Origin of the sequence: Bradyrhizobium sp. ma5 (assembly GCF_042258955.1) — a bacterium.
Taxonomy (GTDB): Bacteria; Pseudomonadota; Alphaproteobacteria; order Rhizobiales; family Xanthobacteraceae; genus Bradyrhizobium.
The window spans coordinates 979,740-1,001,500 of sequence record NZ_CP170156.1; the positions used below are offsets into that span (position 1 = coordinate 979,740).

The window sequence follows — 21,761 nt, forward strand, 5'->3', positions numbered from 1 at the left end:
CCGGTCATTCCATTCCAACGACCGGAAATTGAGACCACAATGTTGTTCGCGCCGTGGCAAAATTCCGCGAACGGGGTTCCTCAACGCACGCGATCGACGCCGACGGCGCGTTCGCACTCAAGCCTGGTCGCGCCCATCAGCCGCACGCGCATCTCGATGCAGCGTCGTGCCCGAATCATGCAGCATCACCGCCAGCTGATGCAGCGGCGCATCGCGAAAGCCCTGCTTCTCGATCGCGGCGACGGTCGAGAGCACATAGTCGCGGTTGTTGCCGGAGCGGCCGTGGCCCTGTTGCACCAGGCGCAGCTGCTCGGAGAGCGACAGCCGTCCGGCATATTGCACATGGCCGCGATCGACCACATAGGCTAGAGCGGAGACGCGATCGCGCGCCGCATTCTCCAGCCACACCGAGCGCATCACCTCGCGGTAGACGTTGGTGGTCTGCTCGCGCGCCCGCAAATAAGCGATAGTGTCGTGGCGCAGCCGGGCGGCGACGCGGAACGCGATGCCGCGGCAGGCGCCGCCGCGGTCGAGCCCGAGCACCAGGCCCGGCTTCTCCGGCGTGCCGCGGTGGTCGAACGAATAGACGCAGAGCGCGCGATGCTCGCCGATCAGCCGCGCCGGCACTTGCTCCAGGAACTCGAAGCCCGGCTTCCACATCAGCGAGCCGTAGCCGAACACCCAGAGGTCGCCGTCGGTTTCGGAATGGGGAGGATTTGCTGACATCGCGCAGATGGGCTAGCAGAACACGCCGTCGAAGCGAAGCAGATTCCGTGATGTTTCCAAGGGTTACGTAAGGGTTACGCAAAGGTTGCGCGAAGGTTGCGCAAGCGGTGGCGTAAAGGTTGCCCGCGGCCTGCTGCCGCTTCGATTTTGACAAATTCGCCCGCCAAAGGACGCCGCATGTCCGATTTGAACTCAGCCCCCCGCCGTCGCTCGCGCTTCGGCCTTTATGCCGTCCCTGTCGTGGTCCTGATCGCCGCGGTCGCGTGGAGCGGCTTCTGGTTCTTCGCCGCCTCGCAGGTCGGCGTGCAGGCCGATGCCTGGCGCGCGCAAGAGGCGACGGCCGGCCGGGTCTATGATTGCGGCAACCGTTCGGTGGCGGGTTACCCGTTTCGATTCGAGGTCCGTTGCACCGATCCGAGCGTGATGCTGGTGTCGCAGACCGCCTCGCCGCAGATGGCGTTCGTGGCGCGGCTGGCCGAAATCCTGGTCGTGGCACAGGTCTACGATCCCAAGCTCGTGATCGCCGAGTTCAAGGGCCCGGCCACGATCGCCGAGCGCAACGCGCAGCCGACGCTACAGGTCAACTGGAGCCTGGGACGCTCCAGCGTGGTCGGCCTGCCGGCAGTGCCGCAGCGCGCCTCGCTGGTGTTCGACAATCTCGCCATCGATCGCACCGGCGGTCCCGCGCCGACGCCGCTGATGCGCGTCAATCATATCGAGCTGCACGGCCGGCAGGTCGACGGCTCGGCCCCGAGCAACCCGGCGATCGAGACCGTGCTGCAGATCGCCGGCGGCACCCTGCAGGACGTGCATCCGCTGCTCACCCAGCCGTTCAACGCCGACATCCATGCGCGGCTGAACGGCCTGAAGGATTTTTCGCCGAAGCCGTGGCCGGATCGCTTCCGCGAGATTCAGTCGGCCGGCGGCAGCGTCGAGATCCAGCAGTCGCGGATCGAGCAGGGCGATGTGCTGTCGGTCGCGGCCGGCACGCTCCGCCTCAACGCGCAAGGCCGCATCGAGGGCGAACTGCAGATGACCGTCGCCGGCCTCGAGCGCGTCATCCCCGCGCTCGGCATCGACAAGATGCTCGAGGACGGCGTGCCGCAGGCGACGCTCGATCGCGTCGCACCTGGCGTGAAAAGCCAGGACCTCAGCAATCTGTTCGGCGCGCTGGACCGCGCGATCCCCGGCCTCGGCAAGGTGATCAAGCAGAACGCCAATGCCGGCATCTCCGCCGGCATCAATTCGCTCGGCACCGAGGCGACGCTCGAAGGCAAGAAGGCGCGCAGCTTCCCGCTGCGCTTCGCCGATGGCGCGGTGTTTTTGGGTCCGCTGAAAGTCGCGCAGATTCCGGCGCTGTTCTGAGCGGTGTTTCGTAGGGCGGGTTAGGCGAACCCGTAACCCGCCGTTGTTCACCGCCCCGCTGTGCGGCGGATTACGCTACGCTGATCCGCCCTGCGCATCGTCAGGAATGCTCAAACGGGCCGACTTCGCGGATCACCTTGCAGATCTGCAGGAAGCCGCTGGCGTAGAATTCGGCATGTCCGCGCTGCATGGTTTCGACATGGTCCGGATGTTGGCGCCAAGTCTCGAGCGCTTCTTCCGAGGCAAAGCGAAACAGGGTGAGCTCCTCGCCATCCGCCGCCTTGAACGATTTCACCGAGAGGAATCCCGGAAGGCGGCTGACGATGTCGTACATGCGTTCGCCCAGCCGGCTGTATTCGTCGAGCGAGGCGTCATCCCGCAACTTCAGGTCACCGACCACAATGACTTCACCGATCATGTTGCTGTCCTTCGTCCTTCGAATGTCCATGGCAGCCTGAAGCAGGCGCCGAACGACAATTCGATCTCGCGACCGGTGTTGTTACATGTCCGCCGTCGCTCTCCGCAGGCTGAGAGGCGGATTGTGCTGCGCAAAATCCACCCTCCGCAGTGCATCGACACCTTAACCCCTCGCGCGCGATATCGTCTGTCGCGGCAAAACATTCCCGCGGCCGCTATGAGAAAAACGTGACCGGAATATTGCGGGCCGCCGCGAATATCAGTCCTCGAATACCGCTCTCTCTGGCCTGAGGAAACAACCTCGCGTGGGAGAGAAGCGATGCGAATTCTCGGGGGAATTCTGCTCGGCAGCATGCTGCTGTCGACTGGTTCTGCGTTTGCGGAAGACGATGCGTCCGAGCTGAAGGCGCTGAAGACGCGGCTCAAGCAGCTCGAACAGAAAATGGAAGTGCAGGCGCGCAAGGAGGAGGCGCTGGCGGCAAGACAGAGCGCAATGCAGAACACGCGGATGGCGGCCAAGGCGCCGGTGCCGTTTGATCCCTGCGCATCGGGCAAGCTCTGCTACAAGGGCGTCACCTTCACCTTCGGCGGCTGGGTCGATCTCACCGGCATCTATCGCACCCGCAATCTCGCTTCCGACACCGGCTCGGTCTACGCCTTCATTCCGTTCCCGCAGAGCAAGAACTTCAACACCGGCGAGTCGCGCTTCTCGGCGCGGCAGACCCGCTTCTCGGTGCTCGCGGAAGCCGAAATCTTCGCCAACACCCGCGTCGCTGGCTACGGCGAAATGGATTTCGAAGGCGCGGCGCAGACCGCGAACTCGGTCGCCACCAACTCGTTCAACCCGCGGCTGCGTCAGGCCAGCGTCGAGGTCAGCCGCACCGATCTCGGCCTGCATGTGCTTGCCGGTCAGAGCTGGTCGCTGAATGCGCCGAGCAAGTCCGGCATCGATCCGCGCGGGGTCGATGCGCCCGGCGTGATCGATTTCGAATCGGTGCCCGGCTTCCTTGCGGCGCGGCAGCCCGGCATTCGCGTCTGGCAGGACATCGGGCCCGAATTCAAGCTCGCGGTCTCGGCGGAAAATCCGCAGACCTCGTTCTTCGGCGGCAACACGCCGCTGGTCGGTACGCCCGCGGCCGGCCCGCAGGGCGTGCTCAACCCGAACCTCCTGGTCAACCTCACCGGGCCGGGCGGCAGCTTCTTCAACAACGCCAACAATGTCAGCCTCAATCACGTGCCTGATTTCACCGTGAAGGGTGCGTGGGATCCGCGGCTCGGACCCTACAAGCTGCATGTCGAGGGCTGGGCGATGTATCGCGACTTCTACGATCGCTTCAACTTCGCCAATCACGACGTCAACACGGTGAGCTTCGGCGGGCATTTCTCGGCGGAGATCGTGCCGCAGCTCTTGGAGCTGCAGGGCTCGGCGTCGCACGGCGCGCTCGGCCGCTTCACGGCGACGCCGTTCCCGGATGCGACGGTGCGCCAGGACGGCTCGATCCAGCCGCTGCCGATCACGGCGTTCCTGCTCGGCACGGTCTGGCACACGACGCCGTCGCTCGATCTCTATGCCTATGCCGGCCTCGAGAAGACCAAGGCGACGTTCTCCAATGTCGGCACGGTGCCGTTCGGCTACGGCAATCCGCTCTACAACAATCTCGGCTGCAACATCGAGAACTCGCCGGCGGCGACCTGCAACGGCAACACTTCGGAGGTCAGGCAATACACGGTCGGTTTCTACGACACGATCTTCAAGGGCGATTACGGGGCGATCAAGGCCGGCGTGCAGTATTCCTATAACCAGCGCTTCGCCTTCCAAGGTGTCGGCGGCGCGCCGAGGACTGACGACCACATCGTCATGACCCAGATCCGCTACTACCCGTTCTAGGGCTTCGGTTACCTCGCCCCGCGTGCGGGGAGAGGCGTAGGCCGCCTCCGGCGGCCGTCCTTGAGAACGCCGAGGCAGAGCTTCGGCTACGTCGCATCGAAGATGCGATCCGGGTGAGGGGGAGTTTTCGCGAGCCCGTTCGTCGACGTTATTGCCGAGACGGCCCCTCACCCCAGCCCTCTCCCCGTAAGAACGGGGAGAGGGAGCGTACCGCTGGTAAAGGACACTGCATATGAGGATCGTGAGCCGAAAGGAGAGGGCCGTGCTCGCCCGCGAACTGATGATGGTCAGCCGCGCCGCGCATGTGCTGCAGCGAACCGGTCTGGCGATGGCCGGCGCCATGGCCGGTACCTTCGTCGCCGCCCAGCTCGCGAAGGGGCACGTCGCCTTCTTCGGTACACTTGTCTTCATCGTGACAGCGATCGTGATCGGCGCCGTCGGCTTCTATCTTGGCATCGATATTCCAAGGCCCGCCTTGCGCGCCACGGGGCGCATCGATGCCGTCGAGCTTATGAGCGCGGGCGGGATCTTCCTCGCCGCGCTGGCTGCGCTGGTGTCGGTCTATGGCATCGTGTTCGATGAGATTCCGCCGCGTGCCTGGGAGTTCGTGATCGGCTCGTGGTGGTTCGGCGGCGACGTCATGCTGGCAACCGCCGGCTTCGTCGGCCGCCAGCGGCTGACCCAGAAAGTTGCGCCGATATCGGCGGCGGGGCCGATCCGGGATCAACGAATGCGACGGTGAGCGCCGTCGCTGACTAGCCGCTGCGCCAATCTGTCCCGTAGCTGAGATCGACCGATGCGGTACCCTCGCTGAAAATCGGGGAGGGACTCACATGCCAGCAGAATTCAGCCGCCGTCACGTCATCGCTGCCGGAGCTGCTTCGCTCGCGATGCCCTTGCTGTCGCGCGGCGCCTCGGCGCAGGCGGCGTGGCCGTCGCGGCAGATCCGCATGATCTGCAGCTACCCGGCCGGCGGGCAGACCGATCTGTTGGCGCGCGCCTTCGGCGAATTCATCGCAAGGCAGGTGGGACAAACCGTCGTCATCGAGAACAAGGCGGGTGCCTCGGGCTCGATCGGCGCCGCCGAGGTGGCGCGCGCCGCGCCCGACGGACACACCATCCTGTGCTCGATCTCGACCACTTACGTGATGAACCGGGCGATGATGAAGAACCCCGGCTACGACATGGACAAGGATTTGGCGCTGGTAAGCGTCATTCCGGGCGCCGGGCTGTTGCTGGTCGCGAGCCCCAAGCTCGGCGTCAAGACGCTGGCGCAATTCGTCGCCCATGCGCGGAGCAGCGGCAAGGTGAATTTCGGCACCTACAGCGCGGGCTCGGCCCCGCACATGACGATCAACGAGCTCAACAAGCAATACGGCCTCAATATCGAGCCGATCCACTATCGCGGCGAAGCGCCGATGTGGACGGGCCTGGCGGAAGGCACGCTCGATGTCGCGATGGGCAGCTACACCGCTGCGCAAACCGTCCTGCAAAGCAGCCGCGGTGTCGTCTTTGGGGTGCACGCGAAGAAGGTCGATGCGATCCCTGAGATCAAGACGCTGCCCGAACAGGGCGCGACATCGAAATTCTTCACCGTGAGCGGCTTCTCGGGCTGGGCGCTGCCGAAAGCGACGCCGCAGCCGATCGTGGATCGCTTATCCGAGCTCTGCGTCGCCGCCAACAGCGATCCCAAGGTGAAGGAGGTGCTCGCGACCTTCGTGCTGGAGCCCGCGATCGGCTTCAAGGAGAGCAATGCGCTGTATCAGCGCGAATTGCCGGTCTGGATGGAAGCCGCCCAGTCGCTCGGCCTGCCGCCGGCGTAGGCATCTCTCCTCGTCATTCCCCGGTGCGCAAACGCGCACCTGAGGGCGTGCGAAGCCCGGAATCCATTGAGCCACAGCGATTGTGGATGAATGGATTCCGGGCTCAGCCCTGCGGGCTGCCCCGGAATGACGAGGATGGAATGTCAGCGGAGTTTCATTCGTCCCGCTGGACCAACTCGAAGGTGATGCCCTCGGGCCCCTCGAACAGCCGGAGCTTTCGGCTGATGTAGTCCATCTCGTCGCTCAGCATGGTTACACCGTTGGCGATCAGGTGCGTGGTGGCCGCCTCAATGTCGTCGACGCGGAACGCGAGGTGATTGAAGCCGAGCTTTCGCAGGTTGGTCGGGTGCACCCCCGGATCGGTGCCTGGGGGCGAGTCAAACTCGAGCAGTTGGATTTCGAAGTCCGCTCCTTCAAGCGCGAGGGTGATGTGCTGCGCTTTCATGGCCGGCATGCCCATGTACTGGGCAGGAATGCCACCGTCGATGGTTGCGACGTGAGTCTTTCTGAATCCAAGGAGTGCGAAGAATGCGATCGCCGGGCCGGCGTCGGCCACTGCGATCGTCACATGATCCGGACTGAGTATCATCTTGTCGCTCCTGTCACCGAAGCCGCGCCAGTCGGCCTCCGCCGGGTGGACTGCCGGCAACGGCCTCTCTCGCTCGAGGCTACCAGTTCGCTCCGTCGACTGGTAGACCGGCTGGCGCCCCGGAAGAGTCGATCTGCCCATCCTGCGAGCCTATGCGGGCGGCAAATCGAGGCCGTCGGGGAGCCTTATCCAAAGAACGGTTTGCGCGTCGGGGAAGTGACGAGCCAGATGGCCCTTTCCATGTGGCCCTGATCAGGAATTGCAGGATGGGTTTCGCTGCGCTCTACCCATCCTATGTGCTAGCCACCCCAGCCGAAGCGGTAGTTGAAGCCCACCTTGACGGTATGCTCGTCGTCCCTGAACCGGACGCCGACGATCGTGGCGAGGCCGCCGGCGAAGGTGGTGTTGCCGAAGTTGTAATACTGATATTCGGCCTTCGCGGACCAGTTCCGCGCGAACATGTATTCGAGACCGCCGCCGAGGGTAAAGCCGCTCCGCTGACTGCCATTGGTCGCAACGACCACCGGAATTCCGCCGGAGCCGGCGCCGATATTGAGGTTGTCGCGGACGGCGTATCCGCCCTTGGCGTAGAGGAGCGCCGGGCCCCAGGCGTAGCCGAGCCGGCCGGTAATCGAGCCAAGCTGATTGCCTGTTACCTGGGTGCCTGCCGGAAGAGCCGAGCCTTTGCCAGCGTTGCCGGTAAGCCCGCTGAACTGAACCTCGGCACCGATCACCCAGCTCGATGCGAATTGGTAGTCGAAGCCACCCTGCACGCCGCCCAGGAAGCGGCCCTTGTCCCCACCCAGGCTGTTGTTGCCCGCGAAGGCTCCGCCCACGTGGCCGCCGATATAGAAGCCGGTCCAGTTAAAGACCGCCTCCGGCGCCGTATAGGCCGGCGCCTTCGGATAGGTTCGCGCCGGAAGATCGGCCGCGACCGCAGGAGCCGCGCAGGCGATACCAGCGACCGCACCGAGCAAAAGCTTTTTCATGAGATTAGTTTCCCGTTGTTATGGTTGAGTGGCGAGGTGGGAGGACCGTCGTCCATGCGCGCGTGCCGCGTGGCTGCTTGTGCATCGAAGGGTCTTCCTGGCCCGCTTCTGACCTATGACCTTGGGGTCGGCTCAAGCGGTTTATCGCCTGCCGCGCCGAAAAAGGCCTTGAGCCGGACCTATGGTCACACCGTAGGGTACTGGCGAAAGGGCCTCCGTCGATGAACGAGCCGAGAGACAAAGCCGACAAGGACGTCTTGCTGACCGCGGCAGAGTGCGCCGCTCGCATCGGTCTTACGGTACGCGGACTTCGGCTCTATGAGAGCCGCGGCCTGATTTCGCCGCGCCGCACGGCGAAGCGTTGGCGGCTCTATGGGGCTGCGGAGATCAGCCGGCTGCACGAGATCCTCGCGCTAAAGCGAATGGGGCTCAGCCTGGCGCAAATCGCCAAGCTTCTCGAAGGCCGCGCGATCGATCTCGACCGGATCCTGGCCATGCAACAATCGTCGATCCTTCAACTGCGCAACCGCGCCGACGAGGGCCTTGCACTGGTGAATGTGGCGCGCTTGAAGCTTTCCGCCGGCGGATCGCTCTCGATCGCCGACCTCATTGCGCTGGCCAAAGAGACCAATATGGCCGAAGCATCCTTCGATGCCGTCGCTCAACGGCGCTACGAACAGGCCCGGCCCCGCGCTGCGATTCAAATCGATCCCGGCGTGATGGAGCGCTACATCGGTCATTTTCGGTTTCGGACCGGCGGCCAGGTGGTGACGATCACACGCGATGGTGGTCATCTGTTCGCGAAGCCTCTCGGACAGTTCGCCTCGGAAATATATCCCGAAAGCGAGCACACGTTTTTTCTCAAGACCGCGGCGGCGCAAATTGCCTTCGCCGTCGAGCCGGACGGAATCGCGAACGCCCTGACGCTTCATCAAGGCGGGTTGACGCACGACGCGACCCGGATCGACGACCGGCAGGCCCGAGATGCGGCGACCGCGCTGGCAAAGAAGATAGATGGCAAGACGCCGTCGCCGGGAACCGAGGAGGCGATCCGCCACCTGATCATCCAGCACCACCAAGGTGCCGTCGACTACGCCGGCATGAGCGACATCATGGCGGCGGTGGCCCGCGAGCAGGCACCGGCGATCATCGCCGCGCTGGATCTGGCCGGGGGCATGCAAACGATTCGCTTCAAGGGCGTCGGACGAGACGGTTGGGATGTCTATGACGTCAACTTCGCCAATGTCGACATGGAATGGCGGATCATTTTGGCATCCGACGGAAAGATCGATGGAGTGCTGCTTCGGTCGTTGCCTTGAGCAGAAGCGAAGAAGCGGCGCTGAAGCTGTTCGGCGCCAGCCGCGTGCGACAAATCAACCGGACGGGTAGCGCAGCAAAACCTGTCAACCCTTCGACTCGGGCAGATCGTGTCGCGAGAATGCGAAGCTGCACCCCATCCACACTGTCATCGCCCGGTCGAGCCGGGCGATGACACCGAGATCAGGTACGCAATGACGGTGCGTCGTATCGCGCGAGAACCATCCTCACCGTCGTCCTGGCGAAAGCCAGGACCCATTACCCCGAATGTAAATTGCCGGACGACACTGAGGCCACGTTCCCGTTTACAACCCAATGCGGTGGCAATGGGTCCTGGCTTTCGCCAGGACGACCAAGTGGAGAAATCGCGGGCCTGACCCTACTTCTTCAAATTCGCATGCGGCCGGCCGAAGTCGGGCGCGGCCGAATCCTGGCCGATCTCGACGATGCCGCGGCGGATGGCGCGGGTGCGGGTGAAGTGATCGAACAGCGCGTCGCCGTCGCCGCGCCGGATCGCGCGGGTGAGCTTCGACAGATCCTCGGTGAAGGTGCCGAGCATCTCGAGCACGGCGTCCTTGTTGGCGAGGAACACGTCGCGCCACATCGTCGGGTCCGACGCTGCGATGCGGGTGAAGTCGCGGAAGCCGCCGGCGGAGAACTTGATGACTTCGGATTCCGTCACCTGCGCCAACTCGTCGGCGGTGCCGACGATGGTGTAGGCGATCAGATGCGGCAGATGGCTGGTGATCGCGAGCACGAGGTCATGATGATCCGGCGTCATGATCTCGACCTTGGCGCCGAGCGCGGCCCAGAACGCGCGCAGCCGGTCGGTCGCCGCGGGATCGGTGCCTTCGGGCGGCGTCAGGATGCACCAGCGGTTGATGAAGAGCTCGGCGAAGCCCGAATCCGGGCCCGAATGCTCGGTGCCTGCCACCGGATGCGCCGGGACGAAGTGCACGCCGTCGGGCAGATGCGGCGCCATGTCCTTGACGACGGCGCCCTTCACCGAGCCGACGTCGGAGATGATGGCGCCGGGCTTGAGATGGGCGGCAATCTCGGCCGCGACCGGACCGCAGGCGCCGACCGGGATGCAGAGGATGACGAGATCGGCATCCTTCACCGCCTCGATATTGGTCTCGACGACACGATCGACGATGCCGAGCTCGGCGACGCGGGCGCGCGTCTTCTCCGAGCGCGCGGTGGTCACGATCTCGCCGACCAGGCCTTGCGCGCGCGCGCCGCGCGCGATCGAGCCGCCGATCAGGCCGAAGCCGATCAGGGCGATGCGATTGAAGATCGGAGCCGTGGTCACGTCGGTGTTCACTTTCCGGCCAGGAAGTCGCGCAGGCCCTCGACCACGAGGCGGTTGGCTTCCTCGGTGCCAATGGTCATGCGCAGCGCATGCGGCAGCTTGTAATTGTTGAGCGCGCGCAGCACGAGGCCACGCCGCGTGAGATAGGCATCGGCTTCCGCCGCGGTCTTGCCCGTGTCGGCCGGGAAGTGGATCAGCACGAAATTGGCGACGCTCGGCGTCACCTTGAGTCCGAGCTTGCCGATCTCCTCGGTCAGCCAGTTGCGCCACTGTTCGGTGTGCGTCCGCGACATCTGCACATGCGCAGTGTCTTCGATCGCCGCTACCGCCGCCAGCATCGCCGGCGTCGTGACGTTGAACGGGCCGCGGATGCGGTTGCAGGCATCGACGATATGCGCCGGGCCGAACATCCAGCCGATCCGCAGCGCGGCGAGGCCGTGGATCTTCGAGAAGGTGTGCGTCACCACGGTGTTGTCGGTGGTCGCGACCAGCTCGATGCCGAGCTCGTAGTCGTTGCGCGAGACGTAGTCGGCATAGGCGGCGTCGAGCACCAGCAGCACATGCGACGGGAGTTCGGCGCGCAGCAGCTTGACCTCGTCGAACGGGATATAGGTGCCAGTCGGATTGTTCGGGTTGGCGAGCCAGACCAACTTGGTCTTCGGCGTCACCACCTTGAGGATGGCGTCGACGTCAGCCGTGAAATTGGTCTCGGCCGCGATCACGTTCTTCGCGCCGTTCGCCATCGTGGCGATCGGGTAGACCAGGAAGCCGTGGGTGGTCGAGATCGCTTCGTCGCCGGGCGCGAGGTAGGTGTGCGCCAGCAAATTGAGGATCTCGTCGGAGCCCGCGCCGCAGATGATGCGGTCCGGATCGAGCCCATAAGCGCGGCCGATCGCCTCGCGCAGCACGCGCGAGGTGCCCTCCGGATAGTCCTCGAGATGGTCAGCCGCGCCCTTGTAGGCCGCGATGGCCTTCGGAGACGGGCCGAACGGCGTCTCGTTGGCAGACAGCTTGAACACCTTGCGGCCCGGTTCCGGCACCGGGCTCTTGCCGGGCGTGTAGGGCGCAATATCGAGGATGCCGGGATTCGGCACGGGGCGGGACATCATCAACTCCGGATATACAGGCGGCTAGCTTCTGGCCGACCCGTTAGAGGGCACCGTATAGCGCGTTGCGTGGCTGCCGACGAGGGCCGAAGAGCGCACCGAGGCGCCGGCCTCGATCAGGGCGAGCTTGATCTTCTCGAAATCGTGGCCGGTGACCGAGACCAGCAAGGCCGCGCCGTCGAACGCGGTGTCCGGGACCGCGACGATCTCGGCGAGCGGGGCGAGCGCTCGGGCAACATCGGCGTTCCAGCCTGAGACGCGCACGCTCCAGATCTGCACTTCGGTCACCATGGCGTCGTCGGCGACCCGCGAGATTAGGAACACCGGCAGCGCGGCGGGATGGTCGGCGCGTTCGAGGAACGGCAGCCGCGCGATGATCTTCGGCGCGCCGTCGGCCTCGAGCGCATTCCACCACGGTGTGCGGCCGGCGATCGCGGAGACCAGCGCGAGGTCGCCCTTCGATTTCGTCACGGCCTCGACCGCTGCCTGCGCGCTGAAATGCGAGACGTAAGGCACCACGAAGCCGAAATGAAACCGCGCCGAGTCGCGCATCGCCGACTCGCCGACGGACACATCGGCATGCACGGCGAACGGCGCCTGCACGTAGGTGAAGGTCGAGATGATGACGCGCCAGATGCCCTCGATGGTGTCGAGCGGCAGGATGCCGCGATGGCGCCGCACCAGCTCGCGCATCATGCTGGCCTCGCGCGCCGGACGGAACGCCGAGCCGACCTCCTGGGTCTTCTTGACCTGGATCAGGCGGTCGATGATGTCGCCGCGCGCCATCAGCAGGCGGTGAACCTGCTCGTCGATCGCATCGATCTCCTTGCGCAGCTCCTGCAGCGAGGGCGGCGACGGGGGTGGGTTGGACATGCTCTCAAACCTTGTCGTCCGGGCGGCCCGATGCCGCGCCGGACAGGGTCCCTGATTAGGAAAGACGGCCGGCGAAAGCAAAGAGAAACCTCGCGGTCCAGCCTTGCGCAAACGGTTAACTATGGCCTCCGGCAAGGGGACGTTCGCTGGCCGCCTTGACGACGGGGGGCCTGAGGACTAGGTTCGCTGCACTCCGTGGTCATTTGAGCCGGCCGGCTTGCAGCCACGTTAAACAACTCGCTAAACAGGCCGGGGACAGATCAGCTCCCGGCCGAACCTTGTTCAGGCCGGGTTTTTTATGGCCTGATTTCTGTTCGAGCCCTCCCGCGCGAGGGCAGGGTCGCCTAGATGAGCAACGTGCGTCCGATACCGCAAACCCAGAGCGATGATCGCGCCCATGAGACCGATCACCCGTCGTCATTGGTGGCGAAGTTCGGCATGGATCAGCCGCTGAAGCTGGATTGCGGCATCGATCTCGCGCCTTTCCAGATCGCCTATCAGACCTATGGCGAGCTTAATGCCGACAGATCCAACGCGATCCTGATCTGCCACGCGCTGACCGGCGATCAGCACGTCAACAACACCCATCCCGTCACCGGTAAGCCCGGCTGGTGGGACACCATGGTCGGCGCCGGCAAGCCGATCGATCCCGAACAATACTTCATCATCTGCTCCAACGTGATCGGCGGCTGCATGGGTTCGACCGGGCCCGCGTCGCTGAACCCCGCGACCGGCAAGGTGTGGGGGCTCGATTTCCCGATCATCACGATCCCCGACATGGTGCGCGCGCAGGCGATGCTGATCGATCGCCTTGGCATCACGACGCTGTTCTGTGTGATCGGCGGCTCGATGGGCGGCATGCAGGTGCTGCAATGGACCGCGGCCTATCCCGAGCGCGTGTTCTCGACGCTCGCGATCGCCTGCTCGACGCGCCACTCGGCGCAGAACATCGCGTTCCACGAGCTCGGCCGCCAAGCCGTGATGGCCGATCCGGACTGGCGCGGCGGCCGCTATGTCGACGAGGACACCCATCCGCATCGCGGACTGGCGGTGGCGCGGATGGCCGCGCACATCACTTATCTTTCGGACGCCGCGCTGCATCGCAAGTTCGGACGGCGGATGCAGGACCGCGAGCTGCCGACCTTCTCGTTCGATGCGGATTTCCAGGTCGAGAGCTATCTGCGCTACCAGGGTTCGTCCTTTGTCGAGCGCTTCGACGCCAACAGCTATCTGTATCTCACGCGCGCGATGGATTATTTCGACATCGCCGCCGATCACAACGGCGCGCTGGCGAATGCGTTCGCCGGCATCAAGACGCGGTTCTGCGTGGTGTCGTTCACCAGCGACTGGCTGTTTCCGACCTCGGAATCGCGCGCGCTGGTGCATGCGCTGAACGCGTCGAGCGCGCGGGTGTCGTTCGCCGAGATCGAAACCGATCGCGGCCATGACGCGTTCCTGCTCGACGTGCCGGAGTTCCTGGAGATCTCCCGCGCTTTCCTGCAGGCCGCAGGCAAGGCGCGCGGACTGAAAGACGGCGGCCAGTCATGAGCATGCAGCAGACACTGCCCTTGCCGGGCGTTGCGCCGGAGCGGACTGGCGGCTATCGCAGGGATCATCTCCTGGTCGCCGAGATGGTACGGCCGGGCTCGCGCGTGCTCGACGTCGGCTGCGGCGATGGCGAGCTGTTGCAGCTCTTGGAGAGCCGCGGCATCGACGGCCGCGGCATCGAGCTGTCCCGCGAGGGCGTCAATGGCTGCGTCGCCAAGGGCCTCGCGGTGGTGCAGGGCGATGCCGACACCGACCTCGTCAACTATCCCGATGACGCGTTCGACTATGTCATCCTGTCGCAGACCCTGCAGGCGACGCGGCAGCCCAAGGTGGTGCTGGAGAACCTGCTGCGGATCGGCCAGCGCGCCATCGTCTCGTTCCCGAATTTCGGGTTCTGGAAGATGCGCCTGCAGCTGCTGATCGGCGGCCACATGCCGCGCACCGAAAATCTGCCGGCGAGCTGGTACGACACCTCGAACATCCATTTCTGCACCATCAAGGACTTCGTGGAGCTCTGCGAGCAGATCAATGTCAAGATGGAGCGCGCGGTGGCGCTCGATCTCTACGGCCGTCCGGTGCCGCTCAACCTGCCCTGGTGGGTGTGGAACATGTTCGGCGAGCAGGGCGTGTTCCTGCTCAGTCGGGGCGAGAAGGGGAAGTAGGTAGCTGCGCACGCTCGTCATTCCGGGGCGATGCGCAGCATCGAACCCGGAATCCATTCATCCACGAAATCTGCGGCCCAATGAATTCTGGGTTCTCGCTTCGCGAGCCCCGGAATGACTGGTTAGACCGGCGCCGCCACCAGCGACCGCGGATCGCGCACCGGCCAGCGGCCGGCCTCGACCAGTGTGATGAAGCGCTCGACCATCTCGTTGAACAGCGCCGGCTCCTCGAGGTTGAGCACATGGCCCGACTTCGGAAAGAAGGCGAGGCCAGCGGCCGGCAGATGCTGCTTCAGGAACATGCTCGGCGCGATGCAATTGTCGTCCTCGTCGCCGCACAGAATCAGCGCCGGCGTCGCCGCGCGCTGGATGGTGTCGGTCATGGTGTAGATCGAGGGCCTGCCGCCCTGGAAGCTGCGCATCGTGTTGGCCGAACCCTTCGCGTCGTGGCGGGCGAGCGCGGCGTAGAAGTCGGCGTGGCCGCGCGGGTCCTTGACCAGGAACGGAATCCGGCTCGGCGCCTCGCGTGTCACCTTGGCGACCTCGATCGAGCCGATCGCCTCGTACTGCTCGGCATTGGCGCGGCACTGCGCGCGGAAGGCATCGAGATTTTCGAGGCTGGAGCCGGAGCCGACGGCGGCCAGCGTCATCGACAGCGCGCGCTCCGGCGCGTTGAGCGCAACCTGCAGCGACGAATAGGAGCCCATCGAGAGCCCGATGAAATGGGCCTTGGCGATGCCGAGGTGGTCGAGCACCGCGAGCGCGTCGGTGTAGAAGTGTGTGTAGGTGTAGACTTCGGCGTTCGCAGGCACATCCGACGGGGTGTAGCCGCGCGCGGAATAGGCGATGCAGCGGTGTCCGCGCGAGAAGTAGCGCATCTGCGGTTCCCAATTGGTATGATCAGCGGCGAACTCGTGCAGGAAGATGATCGGGGTCCCGTGTCCTGCCTCTTCGAAGTGGAGGCGGACATGATCTTTCGTGACGGCATGGGGCATTGAAATTCTCCTCTCGTTGGCCGCTCCCAGATTTGCAATTAATTTCCGCGGCTGCAATGCGGCAGTTCTGGCTATTTTCGTCATGGAATTTGCGCGGAATGACCCAGAAATCGTTTCCTGAGCGCCGCATGAAATCTTCCTCGCGCCACATCCCGATTTTCAAAACCACCGCCGCATTCCCCTTGGGAACGCGACTGGGAATCGGGGGGCGTTACAGAGGATCTCGTGAAGTATGGTTCAGTTGCTTGCGTATCGCCGGTCGCTTCGAGTTTTGGCGCTGGCTCTGTGTTCGCTCACGCTCGCCGTGATCTCCGCGGCTCCGGCGTCCGCCCGTCCGCACCATTCGCGTCACGCGCATTCGGCCCATGCCGGCCATCACGCGCGGCACTATTCCCATCATCACCACAGGCATGCAGCGCGGCTGTCGCGCGCCAAGCGTCACGCCCGGATGCAGGCGGGCGGCTTCGGCGAGGCCAATGCGGCCGTATTGCCCGGCGCTGAGACCGCGTCCAACACCGATATGAATGCGACCGGCGGCTTCGGCTCATCCGGCATCGTCGACACGGCGCGCCGCTATCTCGGCGGCAATCCGACCGGCCGCTCCAGCCTGTGGTGCGCACGCTTCATGAACATGGTGCTTCAACAGACCGGCCATCGCGGCACCGGCTCCGACATGGCGAGCTCGTTCGCCAAATACGGTACGCGCGTTTCGGGGCCGCAGGTCGGCGCCATCGCCGTAATGGGCCGCCGTGGCGGCGGTCATGTCGGGATCATCACCGGCGTCGATGCCAAGGGCAATCCGATCATGATCTCGGGCAACAGCAGCCACCGCGTCCGCGAGACGCCGGTCTCGCGCGGCCGGATCTACGCCTATGTGATGCCGTCGAACTGAGCCGTCGAAGGCTGGGCAGGGGCGCACGCGCGCCTTGCCCAGCCTGCGACGCCACAGGCTATTCGGCGGCAATCGTGTCGCCCACAGCCGCACCACCATCGCTGATGATCTCGGCGTAGATGCCGCATTCGTTGTTGCCGAAGCGCTGCATCAGCGTGTTCGGGACCGAGAGGTCGCGCGCGCCGGTATCGGGATCGACATTGACCGCGGCGCAGCGCGTGATGCGCTTCACAACTTTTGCCCGCGCGCTGCCGATCGCAATGGTCTGGTCGAGCAGGCTGGCTTCATGCCAGGCCGGCCAACCCTCGACATAGAGGTTGGCGCGGAAGCGCAACGGATGCACCGGCGCGTGCACCATGTCCTCGATCGCCCGCAGGCTCGCCAGATTGATGATCGAGACCACCTTGCGCGGCACGTCGGAGAAACTGTGCCCGGGGCTGACCAGCACCTTGAGCGGCCCCTTGATCTGGCCGGCATGACGGTCAGTGAAATAGCGCTCGATCGCCGCGCGTCCTGCTTCGGTCTCGAGATCGCCCTGGGCCACCATCGCGCCGTCCCGGCGCAACGTCAGCACATGGCTGTCATCGTCGAAATGGGCGCGCAGCGGCGCCAGCCACTCGTCCCGTTGCAGCATCAGGAAATGCGGCTTCGCCAGCCATTTCGGCGCCGACGGATCGAAACCGCTCGGGCCGTTCTCGATCGCGTAGCGGCGATCCGAGCGCAGCGTCTCGCCGATCTTGAGCTCGGCGCGGGGCAGCGGCTCGGGCGTCAGACCCTTGACGGGATAGCGATAGATGTCGGTGATCCGGGCGGCGGAGGTGTACGTGCTGTCCATCCGCCCGCTCTAGCCTGTTTGTCGCGCGAGGAGAACCGCCGCCAATGCCAAGGCAGCTAGTCGGGCCGCGCTGCGCCCGGGGCGTCCAACACGCGCTGCATGAACACGAGTTCGAGCCAGCGACCGAACTTGCGCCCGACCTCCGGCATCCGCGCGACCTCGACAAAGCCGGCCTGCGCGTGCAGCCGGAGCGAAGCCGGATTGCCGCCGTCGATGCCGGCGATCATGACGTGCTTGCCGAGCGCGATGGCCGCAGCGATCAGCTCGTCGACGATCACGCGACCGAGGCCGCGGCCGCGATGATCGGCGTGGATGTAGACGCTGTGTTCGACGCTGTAGCGGTAACCCGGGAAGGCCCGGAAATCACCGAACGTGCCGTACCCGAGCACCACAGACCCTTCGGCGGCGACCAGCACCGGATAGCCCAGCGCCAGCCGCGCCTTCATCCAGGCCAGCCGTTCAGCGTCGGAATCCTGCTTCTCGGTCCAGATCGCGTTCGAGTTGACGACCGCCTCATTGAAGATCGCGGTGATCGCGGGAATGTCCTGCTCGGTGGCGGGGCGGATAATCATGGTCGTTCCTCGACGGGCCTCTTGAATGCTCCCTACCGTCCACTATATAAGACATCATGTCAATTATAGAAGACAGTGCTGATGAGGCTCTCGGGCGGCGGGTTCGCGCCGAGCGGGAGGGCCGCGGCTGGTCGCTGGCGGAACTCGCCGGGCGGGCCGGCGTGTCCAAGGCCATGCTGAGCAAGATCGAGCGGGCGGAAGCCAGCCCGACGGCGGCGACGCTGTCGCGGATTGCCACGGCGTATGGCCTGACCATGGCGGCGCTGTTCGAGATTGCTTCACACAGTTCCCGCCTGCAGCGGGCCAAGGATCAGCCGGTCTGGCGCGATCCCAAGGCGGCCTATCTGCGGCGGCAGGTGTTCCTGCATCCGGCCAATCCGCTGGAGCTGGTGGAAGTCGAGCTGCCTGCCAGGCAGGAAGCCGGTTTCCCCGCCAGCGCGTATCACCTGGTCCGCCAGGTAGTGTGGGTGATCAGCGGCCGCCTCACCTTGATGGAGGGGGCGGAGCGCCATGAGCTGGCTGCGGGTGACCGCGTCGAGCTCGGGCCACCGTCGGACATCGTCTTCCGTAACGAAACTGCTCAGCCCTGCCGCTACCTTGTCGCCATCGTGCGGCGCTGAGCTCCATCGGGCGAAATCGCAGACTGTGGCTCTTCCGTTTCGGAACCAAGTGCCCACATCTGCGGCAAGCCTGAAAAATGATGGCGACGACCAGAGGCTGGTTGAGGAACGTCAACGCGGCCCGCGGAAAACCCAATGAAGATGCCGTTGTCATGCCTGAATGGGTGACGATGGCAGGCCGAGGGAAAACGAATGAACATTGAGAAGTACACCGAGCGCTCGCGCGGATTCATCCAGTCTGCCCAGTCGCTCGCAATGCGCGACGGTCACCAGCAGTTTTCGCCCTTGCATCTGTTGAAGGTGCTGCTGGACGACAATGAGGGGCTCGCCGGCGGTCTGATCGACCGTGCGGGCGGCAATTCCAGAGCGATCCTGAAAGCGACCGAAGAGGCGCTGAACAAGCTGCCGAAGGTTTCGGGCAATGGTGCCGGACAGGTTTACCTGTCGCCGGAGCTGGCGCGCGCCTTCGACGCGGCGGAAAAGGCCGCCGACAAGACCGGCGACAGCTATGTCACCGTCGAGCGGCTGCTGCTCGGGCTCACGCTCGAGAAGGGCAACGAGGCAGCCGCCATCCTGAGCAAGGGCGGCGTCACGGCGCAGAACCTGAATGCGGCGATCGAAGCGCTGCGCAAGGGCCGCACCGCTGACAGCGCGACCGCCGAGAACGCCTACGACGCACTGAAGAAATATGCCCGCGATCTGACCCAGGCTGCGCGCGACGGCAAGCTCGACCCGGTGATCGGCCGTGACGAGGAGATCCGCCGCACCATCCAGGTGCTGTCGCGGCGAACCAAGAACAATCCCGTCCTGATCGGCGAACCCGGCGTCGGCAAGACCGCGATCGTCGAGGGCCTGGCGCTGCGCATCCTCAACGGCGACGTGCCGGAGAGCCTGAAGGACAAGAAGCTACTGTCGCTCGACATGGGCGCCTTGATCGCCGGCGCGAAATATCGCGGCGAGTTCGAGGAGCGACTGAAGTCTGTCCTGCAGGAGGTCTCGTCCGCCGAGGGCGGCATCATCCTGTTCATCGACGAGATGCACACCCTGATCGGCGCCGGCAAGGCCGACGGCGCGATGGACGCGTCCAACCTGCTGAAGCCTGCGCTCGCGCGCGGTGAACTGCACTGTATCGGTGCGACCACGCTCGACGAGTACCGCAAGCATGTCGAGAAGGATGCCGCGCTGGCCCGCCGGTTCCAGCCGATCTATGTCAGCGAGCCGACGGTCGAGGACACCATCTCGATCCTGCGCGGCCTGAAGGACAAGTACGAGCAGCATCACGGCGTGCGCATCACCGACTCCGCGTTGGTGGCCGCGACAACGCTGTCGAACCGCTACATCACCGACCGCTTCCTGCCCGACAAGGCCATCGATCTGATGGACGAGGCGGCGGCGCGGCTGAAGATGCAGGTCGATTCGAAGCCGGAAGAGCTCGATTCGCTGGATCGCGACATCATCCGGCTGAAGATCGAGCAGGAGGCGCTGAAGAAGGAGAGCGATGCCGGCTCGAAGAGCCGCTTGCAGACCCTGGAGAAGGAGCTCGCCGGGCTCGAGGAGAGGTCGGCGGCGCTGACGGCGCGCTGGAGCGCGGAGAAGAACAAGCTCTCCAACGCCCAGAAGCTGAAGAGCGAACTCGATGCGCTCCGCGTCGAGCTCGCCAATGCGCAGCGTCGCGGCGAATTCCAGAGGGCGGGCGAACTGGCCTATGGCCGGATCCCCGAGCTGGAAAGGAAGCTCGCCGACATCGAGGCGCAAGAGAACAGCAAGCCGAACGGCGGCGAGATGATGGAGGAGGCGGTCACCGCCAACCACATCGCGCAGGTCGTCTCGCGCTGGACCGGCGTGCCGGTTGACAAGATGCTCGAAGGCGAAAAGGACAAGCTCCTGAAAATGGAGGACGCACTCGCCAAGCGCGTCGTCGGCCAGGCCGAAGCGGTGCGCGCGGTGGCAACCGCCGTGCGCCGTGCCCGCGCAGGTCTGCAGGACCCGAACCGGCCGACCGGCTCGTTCATGTTCCTGGGGCCCACCGGCGTCGGCAAGACCGAGCTGACCAAGGCGCTCGCCGCTGACCTGTTCAACGACGAGACCGCGATGGTCCGCCTCGACATGTCCGAATACATGGAGAAGCACTCGGTCTCGCGGCTGATCGGCGCGCCTCCCGGCTATGTCGGCTACGACGAGGGCGGTGCACTGACCGAAGCCGTGCGGCGCAGGCCCTACCAGGTCGTGCTGTTCGACGAGATCGAGAAGGCGCATCCCGACGTCTTCAACGTGCTGTTGCAAGTGCTCGATGACGGCCGCCTGACCGATGGTCAGGGCCGCACCGTCGACTTCCGCAACACGCTGATCATCATGACCTCGAACCTGGGTTCGGAATTCCTGGTGAATCAGCCGGAAGGCGAGGACACCGCGGCGGTTCGCGATCAGGTGATGGGCGTCGTGCGGGCGCATTTCAGGCCGGAATTCCTGAACCGCATCGACGAGATCATCCTGTTCCACCGGCTGCAGCGGAACGAGATGGGCCGCATCGTCGAGATCCAGTTCGCGCGGCTGACCAAGCTGCTCGAGGATCGCAAGATCGAGCTCACGCTCGATGCGAAGGCCCGGAATTGGCTCGCGGAGAAGGGCTGGGATCCGGCTTACGGCGCTCGTCCGCTGAAGCGGGTGATCCAGCGCAGCGTGCAGGACCCGCTGGCCGAGATGATCCTCGCCGGCGAGGTCAAGGACGGCGATCGCGTGCTGATTTCGGAGAAGGGCAACGTGCTGACCTTCAACGGTCAGGTGCCCAACACCGCCGAGATCGTGCAATTCGATGCACCGGTCTCGAAGCGCAAGCTGAACTGATACGCGTGCAAAAGCCCTCCCCGCGGTCGCGGGGAGGGCCTTGTCGTCCAGGCTATTCCTGCGGGACGATCGGTGGACTGAGCTGACCGGGCTCGTCGTCGTCGGCGGGTTCGAGCTCGGACAGGATATCGACCAGCTCGCGGGCGCGGCCTGTGGCCAGCGGCCTGCCGGCGTTCATCAGCGGCTCGTCATTGGCAAGCCAGGCCTGGGCTTCGGCAAGTTCGGTGATCGTGGCGCCGGATGCGATGATCCTGGCGATCGTGACGTCGTCGGCATGGCCGACAGCCTTCAGCACGTCTTCGCGGGTGAGGCTGGTCATGCGCGCCTCCTGTGCAAGGTTTGCCCGACGGGACAAAGCCTGATCGGCGCGAATCGTTCCGTTTTTGAA

21 protein-coding genes and 1 riboswitch are annotated in these 21,761 nt (G+C 64.9%); of the genes, 10 read left to right on the top strand and 11 right to left on the bottom strand.

The features are described from left to right. Positions 1-117: 117 nt before the first annotated feature. Complete coding sequence (locus ACE103_RS04510) at positions 118-726, bottom strand: gamma-glutamylcyclotransferase (protein ID WP_375778479.1); 609 nt, start codon at positions 724-726, stop codon at positions 118-120. A gap of 177 nt (positions 727-903) precedes the next feature. Between ACE103_RS04510 and ACE103_RS04515 the strand changes: the two genes are divergently transcribed. Continuing rightward, a complete protein-coding gene (locus tag ACE103_RS04515) occupies positions 904-2,091 on the top strand; it encodes a DUF2125 domain-containing protein (RefSeq protein ID WP_375778480.1) in 1,188 nt (395 codons plus the stop codon). A 100-nt stretch (positions 2,092-2,191) separates the two neighbouring features. Here ACE103_RS04515 and ACE103_RS04520 read toward each other — a convergent pair whose 3' ends face one another. Continuing rightward, complete coding sequence (locus tag ACE103_RS04520; protein ID WP_375778481.1) at positions 2,192-2,509, bottom strand: antibiotic biosynthesis monooxygenase family protein; 318 nt, start codon at positions 2,507-2,509, stop codon at positions 2,192-2,194. A 318-nt stretch (positions 2,510-2,827) separates the two neighbouring features. On the opposite strand from ACE103_RS04520, the gene ACE103_RS04525 reads away from it, so the two are divergent. From ACE103_RS04525 to ACE103_RS04535, 3 genes are all read left to right on the top strand, one after another. Further along, complete coding sequence (locus ACE103_RS04525) at positions 2,828-4,396, top strand: hypothetical protein (RefSeq protein ID WP_375778482.1); 1,569 nt, start codon at positions 2,828-2,830, stop codon at positions 4,394-4,396. A 262-nt stretch (positions 4,397-4,658) separates the two neighbouring features. Then, on the top strand, positions 4,659-5,138 hold the full coding sequence (locus ACE103_RS04530; RefSeq protein WP_375778483.1) for a hypothetical protein: 480 nt from the start codon (positions 4,659-4,661) through the stop codon (positions 5,136-5,138). Between the two features lie 91 nt (positions 5,139-5,229). Then, positions 5,230-6,219 carry a Bug family tripartite tricarboxylate transporter substrate binding protein gene (locus ACE103_RS04535; protein WP_375778484.1) on the top strand — a complete coding sequence of 330 codons (990 nt, stop codon included), beginning with the start codon at positions 5,230-5,232 and terminating at the stop codon, positions 6,217-6,219. Positions 6,220-6,373: 154 nt separating this feature from the next. Here ACE103_RS04535 and ACE103_RS04540 read toward each other — a convergent pair whose 3' ends face one another. Both ACE103_RS04540 and ACE103_RS04545 read right to left on the bottom strand, forming a co-directional pair. Then, the gene (locus tag ACE103_RS04540) at positions 6,374-6,868 is read right to left on the bottom strand and encodes a VOC family protein (RefSeq protein ID WP_375778485.1); all 495 of its coding nucleotides are present in this window, start codon (positions 6,866-6,868) and stop codon (positions 6,374-6,376) included. Between the two features lie 239 nt (positions 6,869-7,107). Further along, positions 7,108-7,797 carry an outer membrane protein gene (locus ACE103_RS04545; RefSeq protein ID WP_375778486.1) on the bottom strand — a complete coding sequence of 230 codons (690 nt, stop codon included), beginning with the start codon at positions 7,795-7,797 and terminating at the stop codon, positions 7,108-7,110. 221 nt (positions 7,798-8,018) lie between these two features. Here ACE103_RS04545 and ACE103_RS04550 point away from each other — a divergent pair, with 221 nt between their 5' ends. Next, the gene (locus tag ACE103_RS04550; RefSeq protein ID WP_375778487.1) at positions 8,019-9,116 is read left to right on the top strand and encodes a MerR family transcriptional regulator; all 1,098 of its coding nucleotides are present in this window, start codon (positions 8,019-8,021) and stop codon (positions 9,114-9,116) included. A gap of 377 nt (positions 9,117-9,493) precedes the next feature. Here the strand turns inward: ACE103_RS04550 and ACE103_RS04555 are convergent, their stop codons facing one another. Genes ACE103_RS04555 through ACE103_RS04565 form a run of 3 tightly spaced genes read right to left on the bottom strand, consistent with a single transcriptional unit; the run spans position 9,494 to position 12,405 of the window. Then, positions 9,494-10,426, bottom strand: coding sequence for a prephenate/arogenate dehydrogenase family protein (locus ACE103_RS04555; protein WP_375778488.1), 933 nt, complete (start codon positions 10,424-10,426; stop codon positions 9,494-9,496). An 8-nt stretch (positions 10,427-10,434) separates the two neighbouring features. Further along, on the bottom strand, positions 10,435-11,532 hold the full coding sequence (gene hisC, locus ACE103_RS04560; RefSeq protein WP_375778489.1) for a histidinol-phosphate transaminase: 1,098 nt from the start codon (positions 11,530-11,532) through the stop codon (positions 10,435-10,437). Between the two features lie 24 nt (positions 11,533-11,556). Then, positions 11,557-12,405 (bottom strand): chorismate mutase, encoded by an 849-nt coding sequence (locus ACE103_RS04565; RefSeq protein ID WP_375778490.1) that lies wholly within the window; start codon positions 12,403-12,405, stop codon positions 11,557-11,559. Positions 12,406-12,590: 185 nt separating this feature from the next. After that, positions 12,591-12,670, top strand: a riboswitch (SAM riboswitch). Positions 12,671-12,753: 83 nt separating this feature from the next. On the opposite strand from ACE103_RS04565, the gene ACE103_RS04570 reads away from it, so the two are divergent. Next, the gene (locus ACE103_RS04570; RefSeq protein ID WP_375778491.1) at positions 12,754-13,953 is read left to right on the top strand and encodes a homoserine O-acetyltransferase; all 1,200 of its coding nucleotides are present in this window, start codon (positions 12,754-12,756) and stop codon (positions 13,951-13,953) included. After that, positions 13,950-14,615 (top strand): methionine biosynthesis protein MetW, encoded by a 666-nt coding sequence (gene metW, locus ACE103_RS04575; RefSeq protein WP_375778492.1) that lies wholly within the window; start codon positions 13,950-13,952, stop codon positions 14,613-14,615. Before ACE103_RS04570 ends, metW begins: the two co-directional genes overlap by 4 nt. Before the next feature lie 122 nt (positions 14,616-14,737). Here metW and ACE103_RS04580 read toward each other — a convergent pair whose 3' ends face one another. Further along, complete coding sequence (locus ACE103_RS04580) at positions 14,738-15,610, bottom strand: alpha/beta fold hydrolase (RefSeq protein WP_375778493.1); 873 nt, start codon at positions 15,608-15,610, stop codon at positions 14,738-14,740. A 232-nt stretch (positions 15,611-15,842) separates the two neighbouring features. Between ACE103_RS04580 and ACE103_RS04585 the strand changes: the two genes are divergently transcribed. Next, the gene (locus ACE103_RS04585) at positions 15,843-16,502 is read left to right on the top strand and encodes a TIGR02594 family protein (protein ID WP_375778494.1); all 660 of its coding nucleotides are present in this window, start codon (positions 15,843-15,845) and stop codon (positions 16,500-16,502) included. A 58-nt stretch (positions 16,503-16,560) separates the two neighbouring features. Here ACE103_RS04585 and ACE103_RS04590 read toward each other — a convergent pair whose 3' ends face one another. Both ACE103_RS04590 and ACE103_RS04595 read right to left on the bottom strand, forming a co-directional pair. Further along, positions 16,561-17,337 carry an MOSC domain-containing protein gene (locus ACE103_RS04590; protein ID WP_375778495.1) on the bottom strand — a complete coding sequence of 259 codons (777 nt, stop codon included), beginning with the start codon at positions 17,335-17,337 and terminating at the stop codon, positions 16,561-16,563. A gap of 56 nt (positions 17,338-17,393) precedes the next feature. Next, the gene (locus tag ACE103_RS04595; RefSeq protein WP_223974177.1) at positions 17,394-17,909 is read right to left on the bottom strand and encodes a GNAT family N-acetyltransferase; all 516 of its coding nucleotides are present in this window, start codon (positions 17,907-17,909) and stop codon (positions 17,394-17,396) included. A 56-nt stretch (positions 17,910-17,965) separates the two neighbouring features. Between ACE103_RS04595 and ACE103_RS04600 the strand changes: the two genes are divergently transcribed. Together ACE103_RS04600 and clpB are read left to right on the top strand one after the other, a co-directional pair. After that, positions 17,966-18,529: an XRE family transcriptional regulator gene (locus ACE103_RS04600; protein ID WP_223974175.1), complete on the top strand. Its 564-nt coding sequence runs from the start codon at positions 17,966-17,968 to the stop codon at positions 18,527-18,529. Between the two features lie 192 nt (positions 18,530-18,721). Next, positions 18,722-21,373, top strand: coding sequence for an ATP-dependent chaperone ClpB (gene clpB, locus ACE103_RS04605; RefSeq protein WP_375778496.1), 2,652 nt, complete (start codon positions 18,722-18,724; stop codon positions 21,371-21,373). A gap of 52 nt (positions 21,374-21,425) precedes the next feature. On the opposite strand, the gene ACE103_RS04610 is transcribed toward clpB, so the two are convergent. Then, entirely contained in the window at positions 21,426-21,692 is a 267-nt protein-coding gene (locus tag ACE103_RS04610; RefSeq protein WP_223974171.1) for a hypothetical protein, read from the bottom strand. Positions 21,693-21,761 lie beyond the last annotated feature (69 nt).

Bases quoted from the DNA above. Each gene is read 5' to 3' on its own strand.
- ACE103_RS04510 (WP_375778479.1), bottom strand. From the start codon at position 726: ATGTCAGCAAATCCTCCCCATTCCGAAACCGACGGCGACCTCTGGGTG.
- ACE103_RS04515 (WP_375778480.1), top strand. From the start codon at position 904: ATGTCCGATTTGAACTCAGCCCCCCGCCGTCGCTCGCGCTTCGGCCTT.
- ACE103_RS04520 (WP_375778481.1), bottom strand. From the start codon at position 2,509: ATGATCGGTGAAGTCATTGTGGTCGGTGACCTGAAGTTGCGGGATGAC.
- ACE103_RS04525 (WP_375778482.1), top strand. From the start codon at position 2,828: ATGCGAATTCTCGGGGGAATTCTGCTCGGCAGCATGCTGCTGTCGACT.
- ACE103_RS04535 (WP_375778484.1), top strand. From the start codon at position 5,230: ATGCCAGCAGAATTCAGCCGCCGTCACGTCATCGCTGCCGGAGCTGCT.
- ACE103_RS04545 (WP_375778486.1), bottom strand. From the start codon at position 7,797: ATGAAAAAGCTTTTGCTCGGTGCGGTCGCTGGTATCGCCTGCGCGGCT.
- ACE103_RS04550 (WP_375778487.1), top strand. From the start codon at position 8,019: ATGAACGAGCCGAGAGACAAAGCCGACAAGGACGTCTTGCTGACCGCG.
- hisC (WP_375778489.1), bottom strand. From the start codon at position 11,532: ATGTCCCGCCCCGTGCCGAATCCCGGCATCCTCGATATTGCGCCCTAC.
- ACE103_RS04565 (WP_375778490.1), bottom strand. From the start codon at position 12,405: ATGTCCAACCCACCCCCGTCGCCGCCCTCGCTGCAGGAGCTGCGCAAG.
- ACE103_RS04570 (WP_375778491.1), top strand. From the start codon at position 12,754: ATGAGCAACGTGCGTCCGATACCGCAAACCCAGAGCGATGATCGCGCC.
- metW (WP_375778492.1), top strand. From the start codon at position 13,950: ATGAGCATGCAGCAGACACTGCCCTTGCCGGGCGTTGCGCCGGAGCGG.
- ACE103_RS04580 (WP_375778493.1), bottom strand. From the start codon at position 15,610: ATGCCCCATGCCGTCACGAAAGATCATGTCCGCCTCCACTTCGAAGAG.
- ACE103_RS04585 (WP_375778494.1), top strand. From the start codon at position 15,843: ATGGTTCAGTTGCTTGCGTATCGCCGGTCGCTTCGAGTTTTGGCGCTG.
- ACE103_RS04590 (WP_375778495.1), bottom strand. From the start codon at position 17,337: ATGGACAGCACGTACACCTCCGCCGCCCGGATCACCGACATCTATCGC.
- ACE103_RS04595 (WP_223974177.1), bottom strand. From the start codon at position 17,909: ATGATTATCCGCCCCGCCACCGAGCAGGACATTCCCGCGATCACCGCG.
- ACE103_RS04600 (WP_223974175.1), top strand. From the start codon at position 17,966: ATGTCAATTATAGAAGACAGTGCTGATGAGGCTCTCGGGCGGCGGGTT.
- clpB (WP_375778496.1), top strand. From the start codon at position 18,722: ATGAACATTGAGAAGTACACCGAGCGCTCGCGCGGATTCATCCAGTCT.
- ACE103_RS04610 (WP_223974171.1), bottom strand. From the start codon at position 21,692: ATGACCAGCCTCACCCGCGAAGACGTGCTGAAGGCTGTCGGCCATGCC.